Annotated in this window: 21 protein-coding genes; all 21 read right to left on the bottom strand. The window is 64.2% G+C overall.

All coding sequences use genetic code 11. From position 1 onward, the window contains the following. Window positions 1-11: 11 nt before the first annotated feature. The gene (locus QF819_03275) at window positions 12-563 is read right to left on the bottom strand and encodes a shikimate kinase (protein ID MDP6802182.1); all 552 of its coding nucleotides are present in this window, start codon (window positions 561-563) and stop codon (window positions 12-14) included. Window positions 564-718: 155 nt separating this feature from the next. Then, window positions 719-1,987 (bottom strand): secretin N-terminal domain-containing protein, encoded by a 1,269-nt coding sequence (locus QF819_03270; GenBank protein MDP6802181.1) that lies wholly within the window; start codon window positions 1,985-1,987, stop codon window positions 719-721. Further along, window positions 1,980-2,573, bottom strand: a complete 594-nt coding sequence (locus QF819_03265) for a hypothetical protein (GenBank protein MDP6802180.1) — start codon at window positions 2,571-2,573, stop codon at window positions 1,980-1,982. The genes QF819_03270 and QF819_03265 overlap by 8 nt, the downstream gene beginning before the upstream one ends. Beyond that, the gene (gene pilO, locus QF819_03260) at window positions 2,570-3,202 is read right to left on the bottom strand and encodes a type 4a pilus biogenesis protein PilO (protein MDP6802179.1); all 633 of its coding nucleotides are present in this window, start codon (window positions 3,200-3,202) and stop codon (window positions 2,570-2,572) included. Before pilO ends, QF819_03265 begins: the two co-directional genes overlap by 4 nt. Before the next feature lie 12 nt (window positions 3,203-3,214). Next, complete coding sequence (locus QF819_03255; GenBank protein MDP6802178.1) at window positions 3,215-3,781, bottom strand: PilN domain-containing protein; 567 nt, start codon at window positions 3,779-3,781, stop codon at window positions 3,215-3,217. Then, window positions 3,778-4,809 carry a type IV pilus assembly protein PilM gene (gene pilM, locus QF819_03250; protein ID MDP6802177.1) on the bottom strand — a complete coding sequence of 344 codons (1,032 nt, stop codon included), beginning with the start codon at window positions 4,807-4,809 and terminating at the stop codon, window positions 3,778-3,780. The genes QF819_03255 and pilM overlap by 4 nt, the downstream gene beginning before the upstream one ends. 197 nt (window positions 4,810-5,006) lie before the next feature. After that, window positions 5,007-5,768, bottom strand: a complete 762-nt coding sequence (locus QF819_03245; protein ID MDP6802176.1) for a prepilin peptidase — start codon at window positions 5,766-5,768, stop codon at window positions 5,007-5,009. Then, the gene (locus tag QF819_03240; GenBank protein ID MDP6802175.1) at window positions 5,765-6,817 is read right to left on the bottom strand and encodes a tetratricopeptide repeat protein; all 1,053 of its coding nucleotides are present in this window, start codon (window positions 6,815-6,817) and stop codon (window positions 5,765-5,767) included. The genes QF819_03245 and QF819_03240 overlap by 4 nt, the downstream gene beginning before the upstream one ends. Next, the gene (locus QF819_03235; protein MDP6802174.1) at window positions 6,814-7,581 is read right to left on the bottom strand and encodes an ABC-2 transporter permease; all 768 of its coding nucleotides are present in this window, start codon (window positions 7,579-7,581) and stop codon (window positions 6,814-6,816) included. The genes QF819_03240 and QF819_03235 overlap by 4 nt, the downstream gene beginning before the upstream one ends. Further along, window positions 7,578-8,597: an ABC transporter ATP-binding protein gene (locus QF819_03230; GenBank protein MDP6802173.1), complete on the bottom strand. Its 1,020-nt coding sequence runs from the start codon at window positions 8,595-8,597 to the stop codon at window positions 7,578-7,580. The genes QF819_03235 and QF819_03230 overlap by 4 nt, the downstream gene beginning before the upstream one ends. Before the next feature lie 73 nt (window positions 8,598-8,670). Further along, window positions 8,671-9,135, bottom strand: a complete 465-nt coding sequence (locus tag QF819_03225; protein ID MDP6802172.1) for a prepilin-type N-terminal cleavage/methylation domain-containing protein — start codon at window positions 9,133-9,135, stop codon at window positions 8,671-8,673. 110 nt (window positions 9,136-9,245) lie between these two features. Beyond that, complete coding sequence (locus QF819_03220) at window positions 9,246-9,710, bottom strand: type II secretion system protein (GenBank protein ID MDP6802171.1); 465 nt, start codon at window positions 9,708-9,710, stop codon at window positions 9,246-9,248. A 311-nt stretch (window positions 9,711-10,021) separates the two neighbouring features. After that, the gene (locus QF819_03215) at window positions 10,022-11,401 is read right to left on the bottom strand and encodes a sigma-54 dependent transcriptional regulator (GenBank protein MDP6802170.1); all 1,380 of its coding nucleotides are present in this window, start codon (window positions 11,399-11,401) and stop codon (window positions 10,022-10,024) included. Then, the gene (locus tag QF819_03210) at window positions 11,398-12,660 is read right to left on the bottom strand and encodes an ATP-binding protein (protein ID MDP6802169.1); all 1,263 of its coding nucleotides are present in this window, start codon (window positions 12,658-12,660) and stop codon (window positions 11,398-11,400) included. The genes QF819_03215 and QF819_03210 overlap by 4 nt, the downstream gene beginning before the upstream one ends. An 8-nt stretch (window positions 12,661-12,668) precedes the next feature. Beyond that, window positions 12,669-13,880, bottom strand: coding sequence for a type II secretion system F family protein (locus tag QF819_03205; GenBank protein ID MDP6802168.1), 1,212 nt, complete (start codon window positions 13,878-13,880; stop codon window positions 12,669-12,671). Next, window positions 13,877-14,977 (bottom strand): type IV pilus twitching motility protein PilT, encoded by a 1,101-nt coding sequence (locus QF819_03200; protein MDP6802167.1) that lies wholly within the window; start codon window positions 14,975-14,977, stop codon window positions 13,877-13,879. The genes QF819_03205 and QF819_03200 overlap by 4 nt, the downstream gene beginning before the upstream one ends. 1 nt (window position 14,978) lies before the next feature. After that, window positions 14,979-16,688 (bottom strand): type IV-A pilus assembly ATPase PilB, encoded by a 1,710-nt coding sequence (gene pilB / locus QF819_03195; protein ID MDP6802166.1) that lies wholly within the window; start codon window positions 16,686-16,688, stop codon window positions 14,979-14,981. Next, window positions 16,591-17,067 (bottom strand): helix-hairpin-helix domain-containing protein, encoded by a 477-nt coding sequence (locus QF819_03190; protein ID MDP6802165.1) that lies wholly within the window; start codon window positions 17,065-17,067, stop codon window positions 16,591-16,593. Before QF819_03190 ends, pilB begins: the two co-directional genes overlap by 98 nt. A 188-nt stretch (window positions 17,068-17,255) precedes the next feature. Continuing rightward, window positions 17,256-18,314 carry a mannose-1-phosphate guanylyltransferase gene (locus QF819_03185; GenBank protein MDP6802164.1) on the bottom strand — a complete coding sequence of 353 codons (1,059 nt, stop codon included), beginning with the start codon at window positions 18,312-18,314 and terminating at the stop codon, window positions 17,256-17,258. Beyond that, a complete protein-coding gene (locus QF819_03180) occupies window positions 18,311-19,684 on the bottom strand; it encodes a phosphomannomutase/phosphoglucomutase (GenBank protein MDP6802163.1) in 1,374 nt (457 codons plus the stop codon). The genes QF819_03185 and QF819_03180 overlap by 4 nt, the downstream gene beginning before the upstream one ends. Window positions 19,685-19,723: 39 nt before the next feature. Continuing rightward, on the bottom strand, window positions 19,724-20,266 hold the full coding sequence (locus QF819_03175) for a CvpA family protein (GenBank protein MDP6802162.1): 543 nt from the start codon (window positions 20,264-20,266) through the stop codon (window positions 19,724-19,726). Window positions 20,267-20,543: the final 277 nt, after the last annotated feature.

Here is a 20,543-nt window from a genome sequence, read left to right as displayed (position 1 = left end):
CGGGGGCCGAGTCAAGATCCATCACTTGCCCCGAAGTACACGCCGAAACCGTCCATCTCACGAAGGAGCTGTATCATGTGGCGCGCCGCGTTTCTGGGATGATCGAATCCGCCCGGAACCGAAATGCCGTACTTCCGGTAGAGCGGCTCGCGCTGCCTCATCAACTGGGCCACGCGATCCTCAAGATCCGGCCCCTCCAGCATGGGTCGACGCGGAGCCCAGGGCCGCCGCGCCCGTTCCGCCACATCCTCCGGTTCCACCCGCAGCCAGAAGATGGGGCCCTGCACGCGGAGGATCTCCATGGCGATCTCGTTCAGAACAAACCCGCCTCCGGTAGACACGACAGCGTCCCGCTCGGGAGCAAGTTCCTCCACGACTTCGGATTCCATCCGACGAAACGCCTCTTCCCCCATCGATGCGAAGATCTCCGCCACTTCGAGCCCGGTGCGTTCGACGATCATGCTGTCGGTGTCGTAGTGGGGCCAGCCGAGTTGCCGCGCGAGGGACCGCCCGCTGGCGGACTTCCCGCAACACATGAACCCGATGACGGAGACCCAGGGCATTCCCTTCCTCCCGTGTTCGCCACGATCGCCGCGCCCGGGCGGGGCCGACCGTGAGTGACCGGGAGGATACTGCCTGCCCGGGTTTCTCACTAGACCGCAGATAGCGTCACGCCCCCGGGCGGGGAACTCGGTCAACAAACCGCAAGGGCCCCGGACTACGAGGCCTGCGGCTCGATGATGCGAGGCGTCACAAAGATCAGGAGTTCCCGCTCTTCCGTCGTCCGGTTGGAACTCTTGAACAGGTTCCCCAGAACCGGAATGTCCTTCAGGAACGGAACCCCCGTCTCGGAGACCGATTCGTTGAGTCGGATCAACCCGCCGATCACGGCAGTTTCTCCGTCTCGGACAATCACGCGAGTCTGCGCCTGGCTGGTCACAATGATGATCCCGCCCTGAACGGTCGCCTGCGAGGACAGGTCCGACACCTCGGGAAACAGATCCAGCGTGACACGGGAGTCCGAGTTGATGTGCGGAGTCACGACCAGCTTGATTCCGATGGTCGTCAGTTCGGTCATGGCATTGCCTGCTTCATCCGCCACGACGAGCGGCACTTTCTTCCCGACCAGAATGCGCGCTTCCCGATTGTCTGCAGTGGTGATCCGGGGGTTGGAGATGATCCGTGCGTGGTTCGACCGCTCCAGCGCGTCGATCACTGCACTGAGATCCCCGTCGGATCCGAGAAGCCCCACATTCACACTTCCCGCCGCGGACGCAATCGAGGTGGCCACGCCCCCGCTGATCGTCGCGTCGCCGCCACCCATGCCCAGCGCGTCCCACTTGATTCCCAACTCCCGCACATGGCGCGCGTCCACATCGACCAGCTTGGCGACAATCTCCACCTGCGGCGTGCTGAAGTCGAGGATCGCCACCAGTTCTCTCAGGCGCGTCAGCCGATCGAAGATGTCCGTCACCACGAGAGCGTTCGTCCGCTCGTCCACATCCACCCTTCCCCGCGACGAGAGCAGCGTCTCCAGCGGCTTCACCAGTTCGGCGGCGTTTGCGTAATCCACCCGCATGACCTCCGTCTCCAGAGGCAGGTACTCTTCGCGCTTCCTCTCGATGACCTGCTCGTTCAGGCGTTCGTTCTGAAGCTTGTCGACCGTCGTCACGCGAATGATGGAGCCGCTCCGTTCCCATCCGTACCCGTGCGCGCGAAGAACGGTGTCCAGCGCCGTGAGCCACGGAACATCGTCCAGGCGCGCGGTGATGGTCCCCTTCACCTCCGGGCCGGCGACAATGTTGATGCCTGAGAACTCAGCAAAACTACGGAGCACGGACGGGGTTCGCGCGTCCTGAAAGTCAATGCTGATCGTCGGCATCCCGTCGGTGTCCTCCACTTCCGCCATCGCGACCGCAGCCCACGCGAGCAACGCCCACACCATGAGGATCCGTCCCGGCGACGCGAAGATTCGGTGTCTATTCATGCTGATCATCCTTCCGATCGACGAGTCCCAGGCGGACTGTCGTGGTGTAGCCGAATACGGATCTTGATGCGATCAACGAGTTGCTTCCGACACTGACGACCCGCCCGTTCCTCACGCGATCCCCCTTCCGAAGGACATGGCTCATCCCGTCCGCATCCTCGACGACACAGAAGACGCCTCCCGCCCCCTCGACCACCGCGACGAGTTTCGCGAGAGCCAGATCGACGACGCCGCTCTTCTTGTCGTTGTTTCCTACCAGTGCGCGAAATGGATCGCGCCGGTCGGAGGAGCGGTACCGCCAGACCTGCTCGCGAACTTGCGTGTCCTTGTCAGTCGCTTCCTCCGCGCCAGGCGTAGCGACCTCCGGGTTCTTGTCCCGCAAGACCGGTTCGTCCAGGACTCCCGGAAGTGTGGACAGGGACTGGACGACCGAGGACGCAGCCACCGTCGGAGGGATTTCCTTCTTGTCTGCGGAGTCCGATCCGCGGAAGAGGCCCGCGGCCTTCTCGCCCACGCCGCCACACCCGCTGGCCAGTACGCATGCGGAAAGGATCGCCATCAGGAACGCTGGACGCGTGAACTTCATCGCCTTCCTCCCCCGTTTGCGCGAGCGCGAAGTCTCTCGCGCTCCCCCTCCGACAGAAGCGTGTACGCCGCCAGTTCCAGTTCCGCCTCTACTTCTTCGCCCGCTTCCGGATCCAGCGGATCGCGAACAGTCTTCAGCTTCATGGAAGCGATATTTACGATTCTCGGGAGGTTGCTCACGCGACCCAGGAACTCCCCGACTTCGTGATAGCCACCCTGCACTCGCACAGCCACGGGATGCTCCGAGTACACTTCCTTCGGACGGGCCGGTTTCGGTTCAAAGTGGAGGAACTCAATCCCTGCCCGCTGTCCCGCCAGCGTCATCTGCGACAGAAGTGGCGCCATCTCCGTCTTCTCGGGAAGAAGTCGCCGCGTCTCCTCCCACATGGCAGAGACCTTCTCGTATCGCACCTTCGCCTCCGAAAGGCGTCCGACGCTCTGCGTCCCCTTCACAAGATCTGCCGAGAGCTTCTCGTACTCCTCCTCCAGAAGCGTGATCTCGGCGCTCCGCACGGCATAACCGAACGGGAAGAGGGATCCCGCGAAGAAGAGATACGCGACGGTCAGCGAAACCAGCACGACCAACCCCGCGACCTGAACGCTCGGATCTCTGAAGTCCACTCCCGGCATGCCCGCCTCCTGTCAATCCGCCTCGGGCGCCGCGCGAATGCCCGAGGTGACGGTGAAGTCCACAGCGTCCTGCCCTTCGACCACACGACGCTTCGCCAGCGAGAGTTCCACTTCCGTAAAGCGGTCTGATTCGCCCAGTGCCTCCATCAGTTCCGAGACCATCAGATTCGAATACGCCACTCCCTGAATGGCGATGCGTCCGGGTCCGGTCTCCCGCAGCGAGGTCAGCCAGACATGGTCAGGAAGGCGGCGTGCAACTTCGTCCAGAATGCCGACCGTGCGGAAACGGTCGCGGTCCAGATCGCGAACGAGATCCAGTCGCCTCACGAGTTCCTTTTCCTTGCGAACGAACTCGTCGATCATGTGGATGGTGCGGCGGTACCCCTCCACTTCGGTGCGAGCTGTTTCCACTTCGCGGCTCAGCGTCTTGACGCGCCCGTCCTGAACGACGGTCGTCACAAGGCACGCGCTCAGCACCGCACCGAGCAGGAGAAGCGGCACCACGCGCATCCGATCGAGTCGAAAGGCGCCGCCGGAGTTCGGACGCTGATCGCGGGAAAGAAGATTGATGCGAATCATGAGTCATGCTCCCCGCCGCGCAGGGCCAGGCCGGTGGCCACCATGAAGCGAGACGCGACATCCTCCGGTTCCTCTTCCGCGAAGAGACCATCCGCCCATTCCAGACTTCGGAACGGGTTGGCGATTTCCACCGGCACACCGTGTCCCTTCTCGAGGCACTCGCGAAGCCCCGGAGACATCCCGCCGCCGCCCGAGAGGCAGATCCGGTCGATGGATTCCGCTTCACCCGAAGACTGGAGATAGGAGAACGACTTCGCGACGCTTGCGGAGAGTTCCCCGGCCGCCTTCTCCACCACGCTTCGCACATCTGCGGAGGGCGCTTCGTTCGGCCCGCCCAGCGCGTGGCGCGCTCCGTCCCGATCCATGCCGAGTTCCTTCTGCACCGCTTCCAGTATGTTGTTCCCCGCAAATGAGAGGTCGCGCGTGAATCGGGGAATCCCGTCCTTGACGATATTCAGGTTGCTCGCATAGCAGCCCACATTCAGCAGCACCGTCACCGCATCGGCCTCCGCAGAGGAACCGCATCCAATTTCGAACGCGTTCTGAACGGCAAAGGAGTCCACATCCACAACGACCGGGTCGAGACCGGCCGCGCGCACCAGGTCTGTACGCGCCTCGATCATCTCCTTTCGTGCAGCCACCAGCACAATGTCCATGCGATCAGGAGCCGCCTCCCGGTCCACCATCTGGAAGTCGAGCGACACATCGTCCATCTCGAACGGAATGTGCTGCTCCGCTTCCCACTCGACGGCGTAGGAGACTTCTTCATCACTCATTCGATCCATCTGGATGACCTTGACGATGAGGGCCCGACCGCTGACCCCGATCACCACATCCCGGGTTCGAATGCCCTGCTCTTCCATGAGTTCCGCGATCGTGTCGACCACGACATCGTGATCCATGATCTCGCCGTCGACGATGGCTTCCGGAAGGAGGCTCCGGAGTCCGTACCTGACGAGGCGGGGATGGTCCCCGGAGTGGTCAATTTCCACGACCTTCACCGAACTTGAACCGATGTCGAGGCCCACGCACCGTTTGGATCGTCTGCCGAATGATGGCATCTTGTCGCCACTCCTGCGGGGGGGCTGACTGGCGGAGGCATTCCCGCCGATTCATCGGGTCACCCGTTCCCTCTCCGGGGGCGCACGCCTCCCCCGGGGTTCCCTCGAAACCGGACCCGCTTCCCGTTCTATCGGTAAATGGCGCGCCCCGCTGAAGCCCGGCGTTACGAAACGAGTCCCCAGTACAACGCAACCAAGCGCCCCCCGAAGAAGAGAACGACCACCGCCCCCGGCGCGAGGAATGCGCCAAAAGGAAGTTCGGAAGTGCGATGCAGCCCGCCTCGTGCCATACCGACCGCCGCCACCAGCGTCCCCGCGAGCGAGCCCGCGAGAATCGTCAGGAACGCTCCGGAAGGACCGAGGAAGGCGCCGACCATCGCCAGGAGTTTGATGTCGCCCGCGCCGAGCCCGTCGCGGCCCGTGGCGAAGCGGTAGATGCTCCCGACCGCCAGGAGGCTCCCTCCGCCCGCGAGAACTCCCAGCACCGCGTCCAACGGCGCAATCCCCCAGCCGAGCGAAGCGGCCAGAATCCCCAGGAGAATCCCCGGCAGCGTGATGGAGTCGGGGATGATCATGTGGTCGAGATCGATGAAGGTGACCGCCATCATCGCCGCGACAAAAACCAGCGCCGGCACCAGTTCGACCGGCCCGCGAAGGACCACCGCCGCACCGGCGAACAGAAGAGCCGTCGCCGCCTCCACCATTGGATAACGCGAGGAGATGCGCGTTCCGCAGTTTCGGCATCGGCCGCGCAGAAAGACCCACGACACGATCGGGATGTTGTCCATCGGACGAACCGGATGCGCACATCGGGTGCATCGCGAACGGGGCCGAACCACGGACTCCCCGCGCGGCACTCGATGGATCACCACATTCAGAAAACTCCCGACCGCCATTCCCAGAAGAACCAGCACGAGAATCGTCATGCTCCCTTCCCTCCCTGATTGCCCGGCTCGGAAGGAGACCATGGCGGGTTCCACGACACGACACCGGTGGTCGAGTCATACTCCAGTGAAAGACCCAGCGGACTCCACGACGCCTCCATGGTTCCGCGAGCCATCAGTTCTTCCAGGCTCCCCGGGTATCGCCCGTCGCGGGTCCGCACGCCTGCGGCGGCTGCCGCGAAGCGATCCCGCTCACGAGCCATGCGACGGTCCACCAACGTGGTCGAAAAGACACCTCCGCGATCGGGCTGGATCACGAACGACCCGCCGAAGGGGTCCATCGGAAGACCGTCCAGCAGCCCGGCGTCCACGACTTCACCCGGGTGCACGGGGAGTCGACCCGTCTTCTTCGCGAAGAGATCCACCCCCTGCGCAAGCGTGGCCACGGCATTCTCAAGATCCAGATTCCGGAGCGAGTGCGCGGCCAGTTCCGCCATGCCCTGATTGCGTTTGTCCGCCAGCAGCATCTGCCAGACCTGCCGCGCGGCGTCGCTCTCTCCCAGTCGCTGCCAGGACAATCCCGCCAGTCGAATCGCCAGATCGGGCGCCCCGTCCAGAGATGCCGCCCGGGTGTAGGCCGCGGCCGCGCCTTGCAGATCGCGCCGAACCGTCTGGAGGATGAACCCCCGATCGAACGGGAACTCCCATCTGTCGGGATGGTCGCGCTCCGCACGCTCCAGAAGAGCCAGCGCGGATTCGGGATCATTCGCGTCCTGCGCCAGAATGAGCGCACCAAACCGGACCGCACCCGTAAAGGCGGGGTCGGTCTCGTAGATGCCCTCAAAGAGCGTCTTCGCGGAGTCGTACTTGCGGTCGGTCATGCGATGATATCCGTAGTACTGAATCGCGCGCACCCAGAGAAGGTCCGCCACGAGAGCCCGGTGTCCCAGTCCGATTGCGCGAAGCACCGTCGCTCTGGGAAGGCGAACCGTACCGTCCGCATCTCCCGCGCGGATGGCACGATCGGCGCTCGCGTGCGCGCCAACACCTGTCGCAACCGCAACAGCCAGCATGACCGCCCGGGCGATCACTGAAGATCCCGCCGTCGGAACACCACGACGGCCACGAGAAGAACCGTCGTCGTGTAGAGCAATGCGTGCAGAAGACACCACGCCACCGACCCGGCCGGGACGGCTGCGCCGGACACAAGATCACTCCGGAGATCGAATCGGTGAAGCGCGGGAAGCAGCATGGCGACCAGTTCCAGCGCCGTGCGTGCCACGATGGATCCGGCCTGCCCCACCAGCGCATCCAGATCACCGGCCAGGTGCCCCAGCACAAAGACCGAACCGGTGAGGACGCCGCTGAGGAGCGGAGAGACGAGCGTCGAGAACATCATCGCGACTCCCCCCACGACCGACACCTCCGCCGCGACAAGAACCACCGCCGTCAGAAGCCCGGGGCGAAAACCGCCGCCGAAGAGCGCAACCACGCCGAAGTACATCAGCGCAAGGACCGCCAGCGCGGCCAGAACCGCGCCGACCATCCCGAAGTACCGCCCGAGAATGTACTCTCCGCGCCGCACCGGCATCGCCAACAGGAAGTGAACGGTACGCCGCTCGGCGTCGCGCTGAACGAGTCCCGTCCCCGCGAGCACGACGACGAGAACCGAGAACGCGCTGAGCATGCCCAGGCCCACGCTGGCCACAACACGCGCCTCCTCCCCCAGCGCAAGCGGCGCGAGAAGCGAACACGCGCCCACCAGAAACGCGCCGCACGCGACGGCCGATAGCAGAATTCTGTCGCGAACGGCTTCCCGAAAGGTCGATCCCGCAATCGCGGCGACGCGCGTCATCGGGAGGCCCCCTCGTTTTCGGGAAGTGCGCCCACACCGAAGAGCTCGGCCTGCTTGCGCAAAGGCGACACGCCGCTCGCTTTCGACTGGCAGACTTCGCGCAGGAATCGTTCCTCCAGCGCCCCCGCCGAGGGGACGAACTCCACCAGTTCGCACCCCGCGTCCAGAACGGCCGCCACGACTCCTCGTGCCGTCTCCCGATCGGGTGCGCACCCCGTCCATCCGCGAGCCTCCCGCCGGAACCCGGCGAGAACGCCCGCGAATCCGGCCAGCGACACGCCTTCGGGAGCATGGAACACAATGTCCACGCCTTCGCAGTCCGCCGCGCCGATCTCCCGGGCCCGCCCACAGGCAACGAGATGCCCGTCGCGGAGAATCCCCACGCGGTCGGCCATGCTCTCGACATCGGAGAGCACATGGGACGACAGGAACACCGTGGTGCCACCATCGCGAAGCAAGACCAGCGTGTCGCGAACCAGTCGGCGTCCCATGGGATCCAGACCCGACATCGGTTCGTCGAGAATCAGAAGCCGGGGCCGGTGCAGTGTGGCCGCGGCGAAGCGCACGCGCTGGAGAGTTCCGCGCGAAAGATCGCCAAGAGACCGGTCGCGATCAGCGGCACGCACTTCCATGGAGTCGAGCGATTCTTCCACGCGCCGGGTCAGGGAGTGCCCCGAAAGCGCGTGCAGGCGGCCGCAGAACTTCAGATGCTCGCGAACAAGCAGCCGCTCGGGGGAGTCGGGAGAGTCGGAGAGAAACCCCAGCCCGCGTCGCCCCGCGAGACTCCCGAGGGGATGCCCGAGGAGCGTCCCGTTACCGGAGTCGGGCCGGATGAGTCCCAGCAGAATGCGGATAGTGGTGGTCTTGCCCGCGCCGTTGGCGCCCAGATACCCGAAGATCTCCCCTTCCTCCACGCGGAGGTCGAGGCCGTCGAGCACGACCGATCTACGGCCGAGGATTCCGGATCGGAAGCTTCGGCAGAGACCGTTCAGTTCCATGGGGCGAAGCACGGGCATCAGGTTCCTCCGGTGGAAGCCCTCTCACGAATCATCGGCCGCCCGGGGCCGTGTCTGGAGAGGGCTCGGCCGGTCAGCTGTTCCCGAGAACGAGAGGAAGGACCGCTCCCGCCTCGTCTGCGCCCGTGATCTCGTAGGTGTCCGCGGCCCCTCCGCCGCTCGACCAGATATTGATCTCGATCCCCCCGCCTGGATCGCTCCCCGAATAGGCCGCGCCCTGAACGACTCCCCAGCCGATCACCGTCGGGGAATCTGTAAACGGGTTGGTGGGGGGCACTCCCGAGGGAAGGAGCTGCAGAAGGACCATGCCGCCTTCGCTTGTCGTCGATGCGGCCGTAGCCGGGTAGACGCCGTTGTTGCGTGTGGCGAAGTCCTCCGTGGCGATCTGGATCGTGTGCATGTTGCTCTTCACGCTGGAAACCCGGGCGCGATCCCGAATCCCCCCGTAGTTGGGGACGGCAATCGCCACCAGGATTCCGAGAATCACGACCACGATCAGAAGCTCCACCAGCGTGAAGCCCCGGTTCGTTCCTCTCATGGCAGTGCGCTCCTCGGTTGAGTTCATTCCGTACCGGACGCGACGGAAGGCGGAGCAAACGCCCCACCTTCCCCCGGCCACTCGTCAGGCCGCAACGACCGTCAGGATGACTACTGGTTTGTGAGAACCAGAGACAGCAGGTTGCCGCCATCGTCCTCGCCGGTGATGTCGTAGGCGTCGACGACCGCATTCGCCTGGGTGGAGATCGTGTTCATCGAAATGCCGCCCGCCGCATCGGTGGCCGGAGCCGTACCGAGGGCCGCTCCCCAGTCGATGGTCGTGGCCGCACCCGTGAACGGGTTCGCCGGCGCCGCACCGCCCGGAAGGAGACTGGCAAAGGTCAGGCCGCCCTCGGCGGTGGTGCTGGCCGCGCCCGCCGGGTAGATCCCGTTGTTGCGTGTCGCATAGTCTTCGACCGTCACTTGGCAGGTGTGCATGGAGGACTTCACCTGCGCCACCTTCGCCCGGTTGGTCATTCCCATGAAGTTGGGAATCGCGATGGCGGCCAGGATGCCAATGATCACCACGACGATCATGAGCTCGATCAGTGTGAAACCGCGGGTTCCTCGAAGCATCAGTTTCTCCTTTTCCGGGGATCAGTGTTGGGCGTCTTCTTCCCCTGACCCCTTCGGTGTGCATGGGTCGTGCCAAGGTCAGCCGACCTCGAAGTGTTGCGTGCAACCCGTTGTCATTACGCCGGTTGAATGACGACAATCCTACAGGTCTTCCTCCGGCCGGCCACTCCCCGCGACCCGGAATGCGACGCCGATTCGCAATCTGCAATCAGCCCCTTTCGCATCCGACCCGGGGTTTCGTGGTCTTTATCGGCGAAATGGGGGCGCTTCTGGAGGGTTCATTGCAGGACACGCGCGACCCCGGCAGGGCGTCAGTCTGCGGTCGGCCCGGTCTGCTCCAGCCCGTACCGCTGGATCTTTCGATAGAGCGTAGAGGAGTTGATCCCCAGAATCGACGAGGCCCGCTTTTTCTTCCAGCCGGTCTCCCGAAGCACTTTGACGAGGTATGCCCGCTCGATGCTCTCCAGCGTCCCCGTACATTCGCCCACTGCGGGATCGCCGGAACGGGACGGGCCCTGCCGAATCTTCTCGGGAAGTGATTCGGGCGTCACGGTGTCCGACTCCTCCAGAATGACCGAGCGCTCAATGATGTTCTCCAGTTCGCGGACATTGCCCGGCCAGTCGTAGGCCGCAAGGACTTCGAGCGCTGCCTCGGAGATCTCCATGCCTGAGCGGTCGGAGATGCGACAGTGGCGCTTCAGGAAGTGCACGGCAAGAAGGGGGATGTCATCCGCGCGTTCACGCAGCGGCGGAAGCACGACCGGGATCACATGCAGCCGGTAGAAGAGATCCGCGCGGAAGGTCCCGGCCTCCACCGCCTTCTCCAGATCCGCGTTCGTGGCCGCGATCAGACGCGCATTCACTTTCACGGGCTTGTGCCCGCCGACCGGCACGATCTCGCGTTCCTGCAGCACGCGCAGCAGCTTGACCTGGATTGCGGGGGAAGTCTCGCCCACTTCGTCGAGCAGGAATGTCCCGTCGCTCGCGACGCTGAACAAACCCTCCTTGTCGCGCACGGCCCCGGTGAAGCTGCCTTTCACATGCCCGAACAGTTCGCTTTCCAGGAGGCCCTCGGGCAGTGCACCGCAGTTGATCGACACAAACGGCCCTTCCCGTCTGCGGGACGCCGCATGGATTTCCCGTGCAAAGAGCTCTTTCCCGGTGCCGCTCTCGCCGCACAGCAAGACGGTGGAGTCGGTGGGCGCGACCTTTCGAATGGTCGCAAAGACGCCGCGGAGCGACTCGCTCTCCCCCACGATCCTGCGAGTGGGAGCGCTTTGCCGGACCTCATCGAGCAGGACACGGTTCTCCCGGCGAAGGCGCGTGGTCTCCAGTGCGCGACGAACGACGAGCTTGATTTCCTCGTTGCGCGCCTGCTTGATGAAGTAGTGGAACGCGCCCTGATTCACCGCCTCGATGGCCGTATCCAGCGAAGCAAACGCCGTCATCACGATCACCGGAACCACCGGATCCAGAGCGCGGATTGCGCGAAGGAGTTCGATCCCGCTCATCCCCGGCATCTTGATGTCCGTGATGACCGCATGAAACACATCGTTTCGAAACGCTTCGAGCGCTTCCGTGCCGCTCGAAACCACCGTCACTGAGTATCCCTCCCTGCCCAGCATGATGGACAGGAAACGACACATTCCACTCTCATCATCCACGATGAGAATCCGGGATGAATCCGTCACGCGCTCACCTCGTTGCGGGAAGGGGTGCCTTCCTTCCTCTTCGGCGCGTCAGATCGCATTCCTGAAGGCCGATTCGCGGGAACCACGGGAAGTTCCACCGTGATGGCCGTGCCCATTCCGGGCGTGCTTCTCACACGAATGGACCCGCCGTGCTCCTCCACGATGCGCGAAGCAATGGAAAGGCCCAACCCCGTACCGCCCGGGCGCGTGGTGTGGAACGGCTTGAAGATCTCTTCCAGTTCGTGCGGCGGGATTCCCTCTCCCGTGTCCCGAAACACCAGCGCGACATTCCCGTCGGGCAACTCTTCGGCCGTGATCCGGAGGATGCCACCCAGATCCATCGCCTCCAGACCATTCCGCACGAGGTTGTGGACCACCTGACGCATGCCTTCGTCCTCGGCCTCGATGACCGCCCCCGCATCCTCGGGCAACTCCATGAGCACGGTCTTGCCGAAGGTGAGGCCGCGGTCATGGCGAAGGAGACGCACGACATCCCGGACAAGAACGGAGAGTTCGCAGCGTTCCCGGCGCGTTCCGGGATCCCGCGTGTAGCTGAGGAATCCTTCGATGAGTCGATTCAACCGCTCCGACTCCCCGACGATCAGGTCCATCAGTTCGCGGGAGTCGCCATCGACGCAATCGTCTCCTCGGAGAACCTGAACGGCGCCGGAGATGGATGCCAGCGGGTTGCGAATCTCGTGCGCGATCCCCGCCGCCAGTTCTCCCTGGGCAGCCAGTTGCTCGGAGCGCCGAATCCGACTCTCCAGATTTCGCACCACCTGGAGATCCGTGAAGCAGGTCATGACGCCTTCCGGGACGCCGCCCTCTCCGGTCAGCGGAGTGATCGAAACGCCCACGGGCCTCTTCGCGCGCCCCTTCCCGAGGACGACCTCCTCCCGCACCGCCCAGCGACGACCGGACAGCGCATCGTCGAGCGCTTCCACGAGACGCGGGTCGAGCGAGCCCAGAAAGGCCGACAGATCCCCGCCGGTGACCTCACCCGGATCGTCGATCTGGAGCACTTCGAGCGCGGACCGATTGAGGCGGGTGATCTCCCCGGTGGCGGACGCCAGAACAAGGGCCGCGGGCATGCTCTCCAGAATCCGATCGGTGGATGATGCCATCCGCGCAAGGTCTTCGGCGGCGTGCTCCCGGCGGTTGCGGTCGCGCCGAACCGCCATCAGGAGCACCATTCCGAGCGAAGCCGCGCCGCAAAGCGGAAGGAACATGGCCCCCGCGACCTGGTGAAGGCTGTGCATCCTGTCCCCTACTGCGCCATGATGACATTGACCATCTTGAAGATGGGCAGGTACATGGACATGACCATTCCTCCCACCATCGTCCCCATCACGACAATCATCACCGGTTCGATGATGGAAGTGAGGCCGTCGACGGCGGTGTCCACCTCTTCGTCGTAGAAGTCCGCGATCTTCCCGAGCATATCGTCCAGCGCGCCGGTCTCCTCTCCCACGGCGATCATCTGCGTCACCATCGGCGGGAAGACACCGGACTCCCGCAATGGCATAGCGATCGTCTGGCCCTCGCGGATGGCGGTTCGCGCATCCATGACGGCATCCTTTACCACGGCGTTTCCAGCCGTCCGCGCTGTGATTTCCAGGCCATCGAGGATGGGGACACCCGAGGAGATCAGCGTTCCCAGCGTCCGGGTGAAGCGCGAGACCGCGCCCTTGCGAATGACATCTCCCAGGACGGGCACTCGCAGAAGAAACCGGTCCAGCGTGCGGCGCCCCTTTGGATTGGCGTAACACTTCCGAAGCGTGAAGAGCCCGCCCGCGACACCGGCCACCATCACCCACCACCACGCCCGCACGAACCCCGACATACCCAGCACGATCCGGGTCGGTGTCGGGAGTGCCGCGCCGAAGTCCGTGAACATCCTCGCGAAGGTCGGGATGATGAAGATGAGCATGAACATGGTGGCAACCATCGCCACCACCATCACGACCACCGGGTAGGTCATGGCGCTTCGGACCTTTCGCTTCAGCGCGTCGATCTTCTCGATGTACTCGGAGAGGCGGAGGAGGATCGTGTCCAGTACGCCGCCCGCTTCGCCCGCGCTGACCATGCTCACGAAGAGTTCATCGAACGCTTTGTCGTGCTTTGCCAGCGCTTCGGAGAGCGTGGAACCCGCCTCGATATCCTGCATGACGCGTTTGGTGATCCCGCGCAACGGGCCCTTCCCCAACTGCCGCGAGAGAATGTCCAGACACTGAATGAGCGGAAGTCCGGAATCGATCATGGTCGCGAACTGTCGCGTGAAGACCGCCATGTCGCGCGTAGTGATCTTGTCCATGAAAGGCAGGTTGAGGCGGATCTCCTTCGGCTTGGGACGAACCGATTGAACGACGATCTTCCTTCGGCGGAGATTCGCCAACAGCTCGCCCCGGTTCCCCGCCGCCAGTTCTCCCGTCACCGTCTCTCCGCCGGGTGCCTGCCCTCGCCAAACCCAGGTCGTCACGACTGAACCCCCTGTGCTTGCCTGCGCTCCGGGACTCTGCGCCCGAACAGCGACTCAAACTCCTTCTTGTCGGGACTTCGCAGGAGCGCGTCTTCCACTGAGACTTCGCGGCGAGTCGCGAGTGCCGCCAGGCTCTGGTTCATCGTCACCATGCCGTGCTTCTGCCCCGCCTGAATCATGGAGTGGATCTGATGGACCTTCCCTTCCCGGATCTGCGCGCGAATCCCGGGAGTCACCGCAAGGATCTCCGCGGCCAGGGCTCGACCGGCGCGTCCCGACCTTGGGAGAAGCAGTTGCGTCACCACCCCCTGCAGCACGAACGCCAGTTGCGCGAGAATCTGCGACTGCTGCTCCGAGGGGAAGACATCCACAATCCGGTTGATCGACTCGACTGCGGAGTTCGTGTGGAGCGTCGCGAATGCCAGGTGCCCGGTCTCGGCCAGGGTGAGCGCTGTCTCGATGGTCTCGCGGTCGCGCATCTCGCCGAGCAGAATCACATCCGGATCCTGCCGGAGAACATGGCGCAGCGCCGACCCGAACGACTCCGTATCCGACCCCACTTCGCGCTGGTTCACGATGGCCTTCTTGTGCGAGTGCATGAACTCGATGGGGTCTTCCAGCGTCAGGATGTGGACGGCGCGCTCTTCGTTGATCCGGTCGATGAGCGATGCGAGCGTCGTGGACTTTCCGCTTCCTGTCGGCCCGGTCACGAGGACGAGCCCGCGAGTCAGCCCGGCAAACGAAAGCACCGAGCGCGGAAGACCCAGCGACTCAAACGGAGCCACCTCGAACGGAATCATCCGCACGGCCATCGTGACCACTCCGCGCTGGATGAAGCAGTTTCCACGGAACCGGGCCAGCCCCTGCACTCCAAACGAGAAGTCCAGTTCCCGCGTGCGCTCGAAGAGCTTCTTCTGCTCGTCGGTGAGGGTGCTGTAGGCCAGGCGCTGCGTCACTTCCGGCGTGAGCACATCCCCCGCCGATGCCGTCTCCAGAACGCCGTCCACGCGGAACCTCGCGGGGACGCCGGCCGTCAGGTGGAGATCCGACGCCTTCATGCGCACCATCTCTTCCAGAAGCGCTTTCATGGTCACCATGTCATGGTCCCTCCGGGGTCTCGTCTGCCGCGGCCTCGCGCAGCACTTCTTCCGGCGTGGTCTCCCCCGCCATCATCTTTCGCACTGCGTCCCGCCGGAGAGTCAGCATTCCCTCCTTCACGGCAACGCGCTTGATCTCCGTCCCGGGAGCCCGGTCCAGGACCATCCTGCGGATGACCGGGGACAGCGCGAGAACCTCGAAGATCCCCGTCCGTCCTCGATAGCCGGTATCGTGACAGGCTGGGCAACCCACAGCCTCGTAGACGGTCGCGTTCTCTTCCGTCACATCCATCTCGAGTTCGCGCGCGGTTTCTCCGTGCAGCACGATCTCCTTGCGACACTCCGGGCAGACCCGCCGGAGCAGCCGCTGCGCCACCACCAGATTGAGCGAGGAGGAAACCAGAAACGGGGGAACGCCCATGTCCACCAGCCGGTCGATGGTGGATGCGGCGTCGTTCGTATGAATGGTCGACAGAACCAAGTGCCCGGTGAGTGCGGCCGTGACCGCAATCGATGCGGTCTCCTGATCGCGGATCTCACCCACCATGACAATGTTCGGATCCTGTCGCAGGAACGACTTCAGCGCCGATGCAAAGGTCAGCCCCACATCGGAGTGGACCTGTACCTGGTTGATTCCCTCCAGGTTGTACTCCACGGGGTCTTCGACAGTCATGATGTTCGTCCCGGGCACATTGACCCGCGAGAGCGCGGAGTAAAGCGTGGTCGTCTTGCCGCTTCCGGTCGGACCGGTGACCAGCACCATTCCGTACGGGCTCCCGATGGCTTTCTCGAACCGATCCTGCGCCGACCGATCGAATCCGAACGCCTCCAGATTCACATTCAGGTTGGTCTGGTCGAGAACACGCAGCACGATCTTCTCGCCGAACACCACCGGCAGCGAAGACACGCGAAGGTCAATCATCCGTCCCTGAATGCGGATCTTGATTCGACCGTCCTGGGGGACGCGCCGCTCCGCAATGTCGAGTTCCGCCATCAGCTTCAAGCGCGAAGTAATGGCGGCCTTCATGCGATATGGAGGGGATGCCATTTCGTGAAGTGTCCCGTCCTGGCGCAATCGCACGCGGATGTGCTTCTCAAACGGCTCGACATGAATGTCGGACGCGCCTCGCATGACCGCCTCGGCGAGCAGCGAGTTCACATACTTGATGACGGGGGCGTCGCCGGAACCGTCGTCCTGATCCCGGTCGTCGTCATCCGGATCCTCGACGACCTCCAGGCCTTCCCCGTCTTCCATGTCCTTCATGATGTCCGCAAGGGCATTGGCGGTGCCGTAGTGCCGGTCGATGGCCTTTCGGATGGCGCCCTCGCTGGCGACCACCGGCTGTACTTCCAGTCCCGCGATGAACTTGATGTCGTCCACGGCATAGATGTTGAGAGGGTCCGCCATGGCGAGCGTCAGCGTGCGCCCGGTCTTCTGCACGGGAAGAACACCCAGTCGGGTCGCCACTTCGCTGGGGACGATCTCGAGAACCTCCTCCGGGATCTCGATGGTGGGAAGATCCACGGCGGGCATTTCGAAGATCCGCGCCAGCGTCATGAGGAGGTCCTGCTCCGTGAAGATCCCCAGCTTGACGAGGCTCTCGTCCAGCGTGTCACCGGAGGATTTCTGCTGCGTTCTGGCCTGCGCCAGTTGCTCCGGAGCCAGGATCTCGTGCTCCAGAAGAAGGGTCTCGATGCGGTTCGTGTCCACGCTGCGTCTCCTCCGCTGTACCGTCCGCGTCCGCCATTCCGGCAACCGCACGATCTTCCAGACCTTCCACCGTCCGCGGGCCGATGCCCCGGATCCGCGTGAGTTCGGCGAGCGACTCAAACACCCCGCGCTCTTCCCGCAACGCCACAATCGCCCGCGCCCGCGACGGTCCGATCCCGGGCAGCCGTTCCAAGAGATCCGCGTCGGCCCGGTTCACATCGATGGGGAACAGGTCGCGCACGACCACCCCGTCCTCTTCCCGCGCCTCCCCGGATTGCGGTGGCGCGAACACGCCCCACTCTCCACCGTCGGGAACGAGACAGCCGAGAACGACCCCCGCCACCAGAAACAGAAGGACATTCCGTTCCTCACGCGTCATCGCACTCCTCCACGACAACACGGGACGGGAACTCTTCTTCCGTATCGACCGGTGCCGCAGCCGGCTTGAAGCCGACCGGCCCGGGCTCTGTTTGCAGGTGTCATTTCTGCCAGCGTTTCACTCCAGGGAGGCAGGTCATTCCGGGGAGAACGCGTCGGACGGATCGATGGTCCAAAACCGCGCCGGGGTTAGAGGAGTTCCCGGCGACCCTTCTGCTCCAGTGCATCGACGACTCGACGCACATCCTGACAGCGGTCCCGGGGACAGACGAGGAGAGCGTCGCCGGTATCGACGACGATCGTGCCGGTCATGCCGACGACTGCGGTGAACCTGCCGGGGGAGCGCACCAGACAGTTGGTGGAGTCCACAACAAGCGCGTCTCCGGACACGCTGTTTCCTGACTCGTCGCGGGGAAGAATGTCCGGCAGCGAATCCCACGACCCGACATCGGACCAGGCGAAATCCGCTGGAAGCACGAACACGCGCTCGGAGGGCTCCAGCACGGCGTAATCGACGGAGACGGATTCCATTGAGGGGAAGTCCGCCTCCATGGCCTTGGCCGTATCCTCAGCTGCGGCGATCCGCTCGCACGCGGCCGCGAGTTCCGGCCGGTAGCGCGCCAGTTCTTCCATGAAGACATCGGCGCGCCAGCAGAAAATACCGCTGTTCCAGTAGTGCCGCCCGCCCGCGAGGAAACCCTCGGCCGTGGCGCGGTCCGGCTTTTCCGTAAAGCGCGCAACCCGCGACACGCCGCTCGTCGCGGCCTCTCCCCGTTCGATGTATCCGAACCCGGTCTCCGGCGAAGTCGGCAGAATGCCAAAGGTCACCAGCCCGCGCGTCTCCTGCGCGGCGGCAGCCGCGTCCTGAACAGCGGCCCGGAATCGGTCTTCATCGCCGATCCAATGATCCGCCGGGGCCACCAGAAGCACCGCCTCCGGGTCTTCGCGTGCAGCCAGCGCCGCGGCGACTCCGGCGCACGGCGCGGTATTCCGCCCCACGGGTTCCCCCACGATGCGCGTCCGCGCCACCTGCGGAAGATGCCCGGCGACGAGATCCACATGCGCCGCGCTCGTGACGACCCACACTCGATCTTCCCCCGTCAGCGGAAAGAGCCGTTTCCCGGTTCGCGTGAGCAGTGAATCTCCGCCCGCCACCGCGAGGAACTGCTTGGGAAGCTGCGTGCGGCTTTCAGGCCAGAATCGGGTGCCTCGCCCCCCCGCCATGATGACCGCGTGAATCGTGCTCATGACGCCACGGCCCTCGCGCGCAGGATCTCCGCCAGCTTCGACTCCACTTCCGACCGGATTTCGGCCAGCCGATCTTCGGTGGATGCTTCAAAGCGAAGCACAAGAAGCGGCGTCGTGTTGGAGGCGCGGACGAGTCCCCATCCGTCCCCGAAATCGATGCGGGCTCCGTCCACATCGATCACCTCGTGATCTGTCGCGAAGTGCTGGAGGATCTCCTCGACCACCGGAGCCTTGTGCTCCTCCGGGCAGTCGATCCGGATCTCCGGCGTAGACGGATACGACGGGATCGTGGCCATGATCTCCGAAAGTGGCGCATTCTCATTCGCAACGATCTCCACCAGACGCGCCGCGGAGTAGAGCGCGTCGTCGAATCCGTAGAACCGGTGCTTGAAGAACATATGCCCGCTCATCTCCCCCGCGAGCAAGGCACCGGTTTCCTTCATCTTCTCCTTGATGAGGGAGTGCCCCGCCTTCCACATGACCGGTGTGCCCCCGTGCGCTTCGATGTCCTCGATGAGGCCGCGCGAGCACTTCACCTCAAAGATGATGGATGTGGGGCCGTCGCGAAGGACATCCCGCGCGAAGAGCGCCAGCAGCCGGTCTCCCCAGATGATCCCGCCCTGGTCGTCCACCGCGCCGATCCGATCGGCGTCTCCGTCCAGCGCGATGCCGAGATCCGCGCGGGTCTCATGGATCTTCGCGATGAGGTCCGCAAGGTTGGCCTCCACCGTCGGGTCCGGATGGTGGTTCGGGAAGTTCCCGTCGGGTTCGCAGTAGAGACGGTGGACCGTACACCCGAGCGTTTCCAGGATATTGCAGACATGCGAGCCGCCCACGCCGTTCCCGCCATCCACCACAACGGTCAGTCCCCGCTCCGGCCTGATGTCCTCCGTCAGGCGCCCGAGGTAGTTGGGGAGGATGTCGCGCGCTTCCAGCACACCGCCGATGGCCTCGACAAAGTCGTCCGCCTCAATCAGACGCCGGACTTCCTGGATCTTCTCGCCGTGGATGGACTCCTTTCCGACGGAGGTCTTGAAGCCGTTGTACTCCGCCGGGTTGTGGCTGCCGGTAATCATGATCCCTCCGCCGCATTCCAGCGTATGCAGCGCAAAGTAGGTAGCGGGCGTGGGGACCACGCCGACATCGATGATGTGCAGCCCGGTGGAGAGAAGCCCTTCCACAAGATCGTCGCGGATGCGGTCGGAGGAGAGGCGCACATCGCGTCCGATGACGACCTCGCGAGCACCGGATCGCACGAGAAGCGTCCCGAGCCCACGCCCGATCAGGCGCGAAGTTCGCGAATCCAGCTGGGTGTCCGTGATTCCCCGAATGTCGTACTCGCGAAAAATCTCCGCGTGGATCTCGGCCATGTTCTTCCCTTCCCGGCCGGACCCTTCCGACCTTCGAAATCAGTCGTTTGGATCCGCTCCCGGCAGGGCCGGAAGACCCTCCGGAACCCTGTCCATCAGTTCATCCCAGTCAAAGCGATCCCGCGTCTCCTCCGGAACCAGTTCCAGCAGGAACTCCCCTCCCCAGAGCGCCCAGGGGTAGGTCACGGACTCCCGGGCGGCCCCAAGAGACCCGGCCCCTTCGACAAGGAGCGACAAGAGCCCCAGAATCAGCGCGGCCCTGAGAAACCCGAAAACCGCTCCCAGCGTGCGGTCGACCCACGACAGCGAGAGCCCCTCCAGGATCTTCCGCAGCACCGCCCCCACGAGGGCGAAGATGGCGGCCACCACCACAAAGACCGCAAGGAAACCCACCACCCCGGCGGCCTTCTCCGGCATCCAGTTCTCGAAGACCATCGCCACGGCCCCCGACTCGCGAGAGGCCAGAACGAACCCCGCAAACACCCCGGCCAGGGAGAACACGGTCTTCACCACCCCTCGGATGATGCCTGCCACAAGACTGACACCCAGAATCACGAGAATGACCAGATCCACCCAGTTCATGTTCTGAAACCTCCCGATTTGCGAGAAGTGCAGACGCACCCGGCTACCCGGGCGGGCAAAGGGTATCGGTGGGGTCCGATGGTGTCAACGGGGCCAGATCGACCTAGCCGATGAAGCGCCAGGAGATTCCGTAGGAGAAGGAGAACCCGGGCAGGCGGATACCCGGCTCCACTTCATCCGCACGCTCCAGAAGATCATGCAGGCGGTAGAAGAAGATGGCGTCGCCGATTTCACCTCGGAGAACGACATCGGTGATCCAGGCGTCTGTCACCGCACT

This window comes from Gemmatimonadota bacterium (assembly GCA_030747075.1).
In the GTDB taxonomy this organism is placed as follows: Bacteria; ARS69; ARS69; order ARS69; family ARS69; genus ARS69.
The sequence above is the reverse complement of the archived record's forward strand: the minus strand, read 5'-3'. Positions and strand labels throughout refer to the sequence as shown.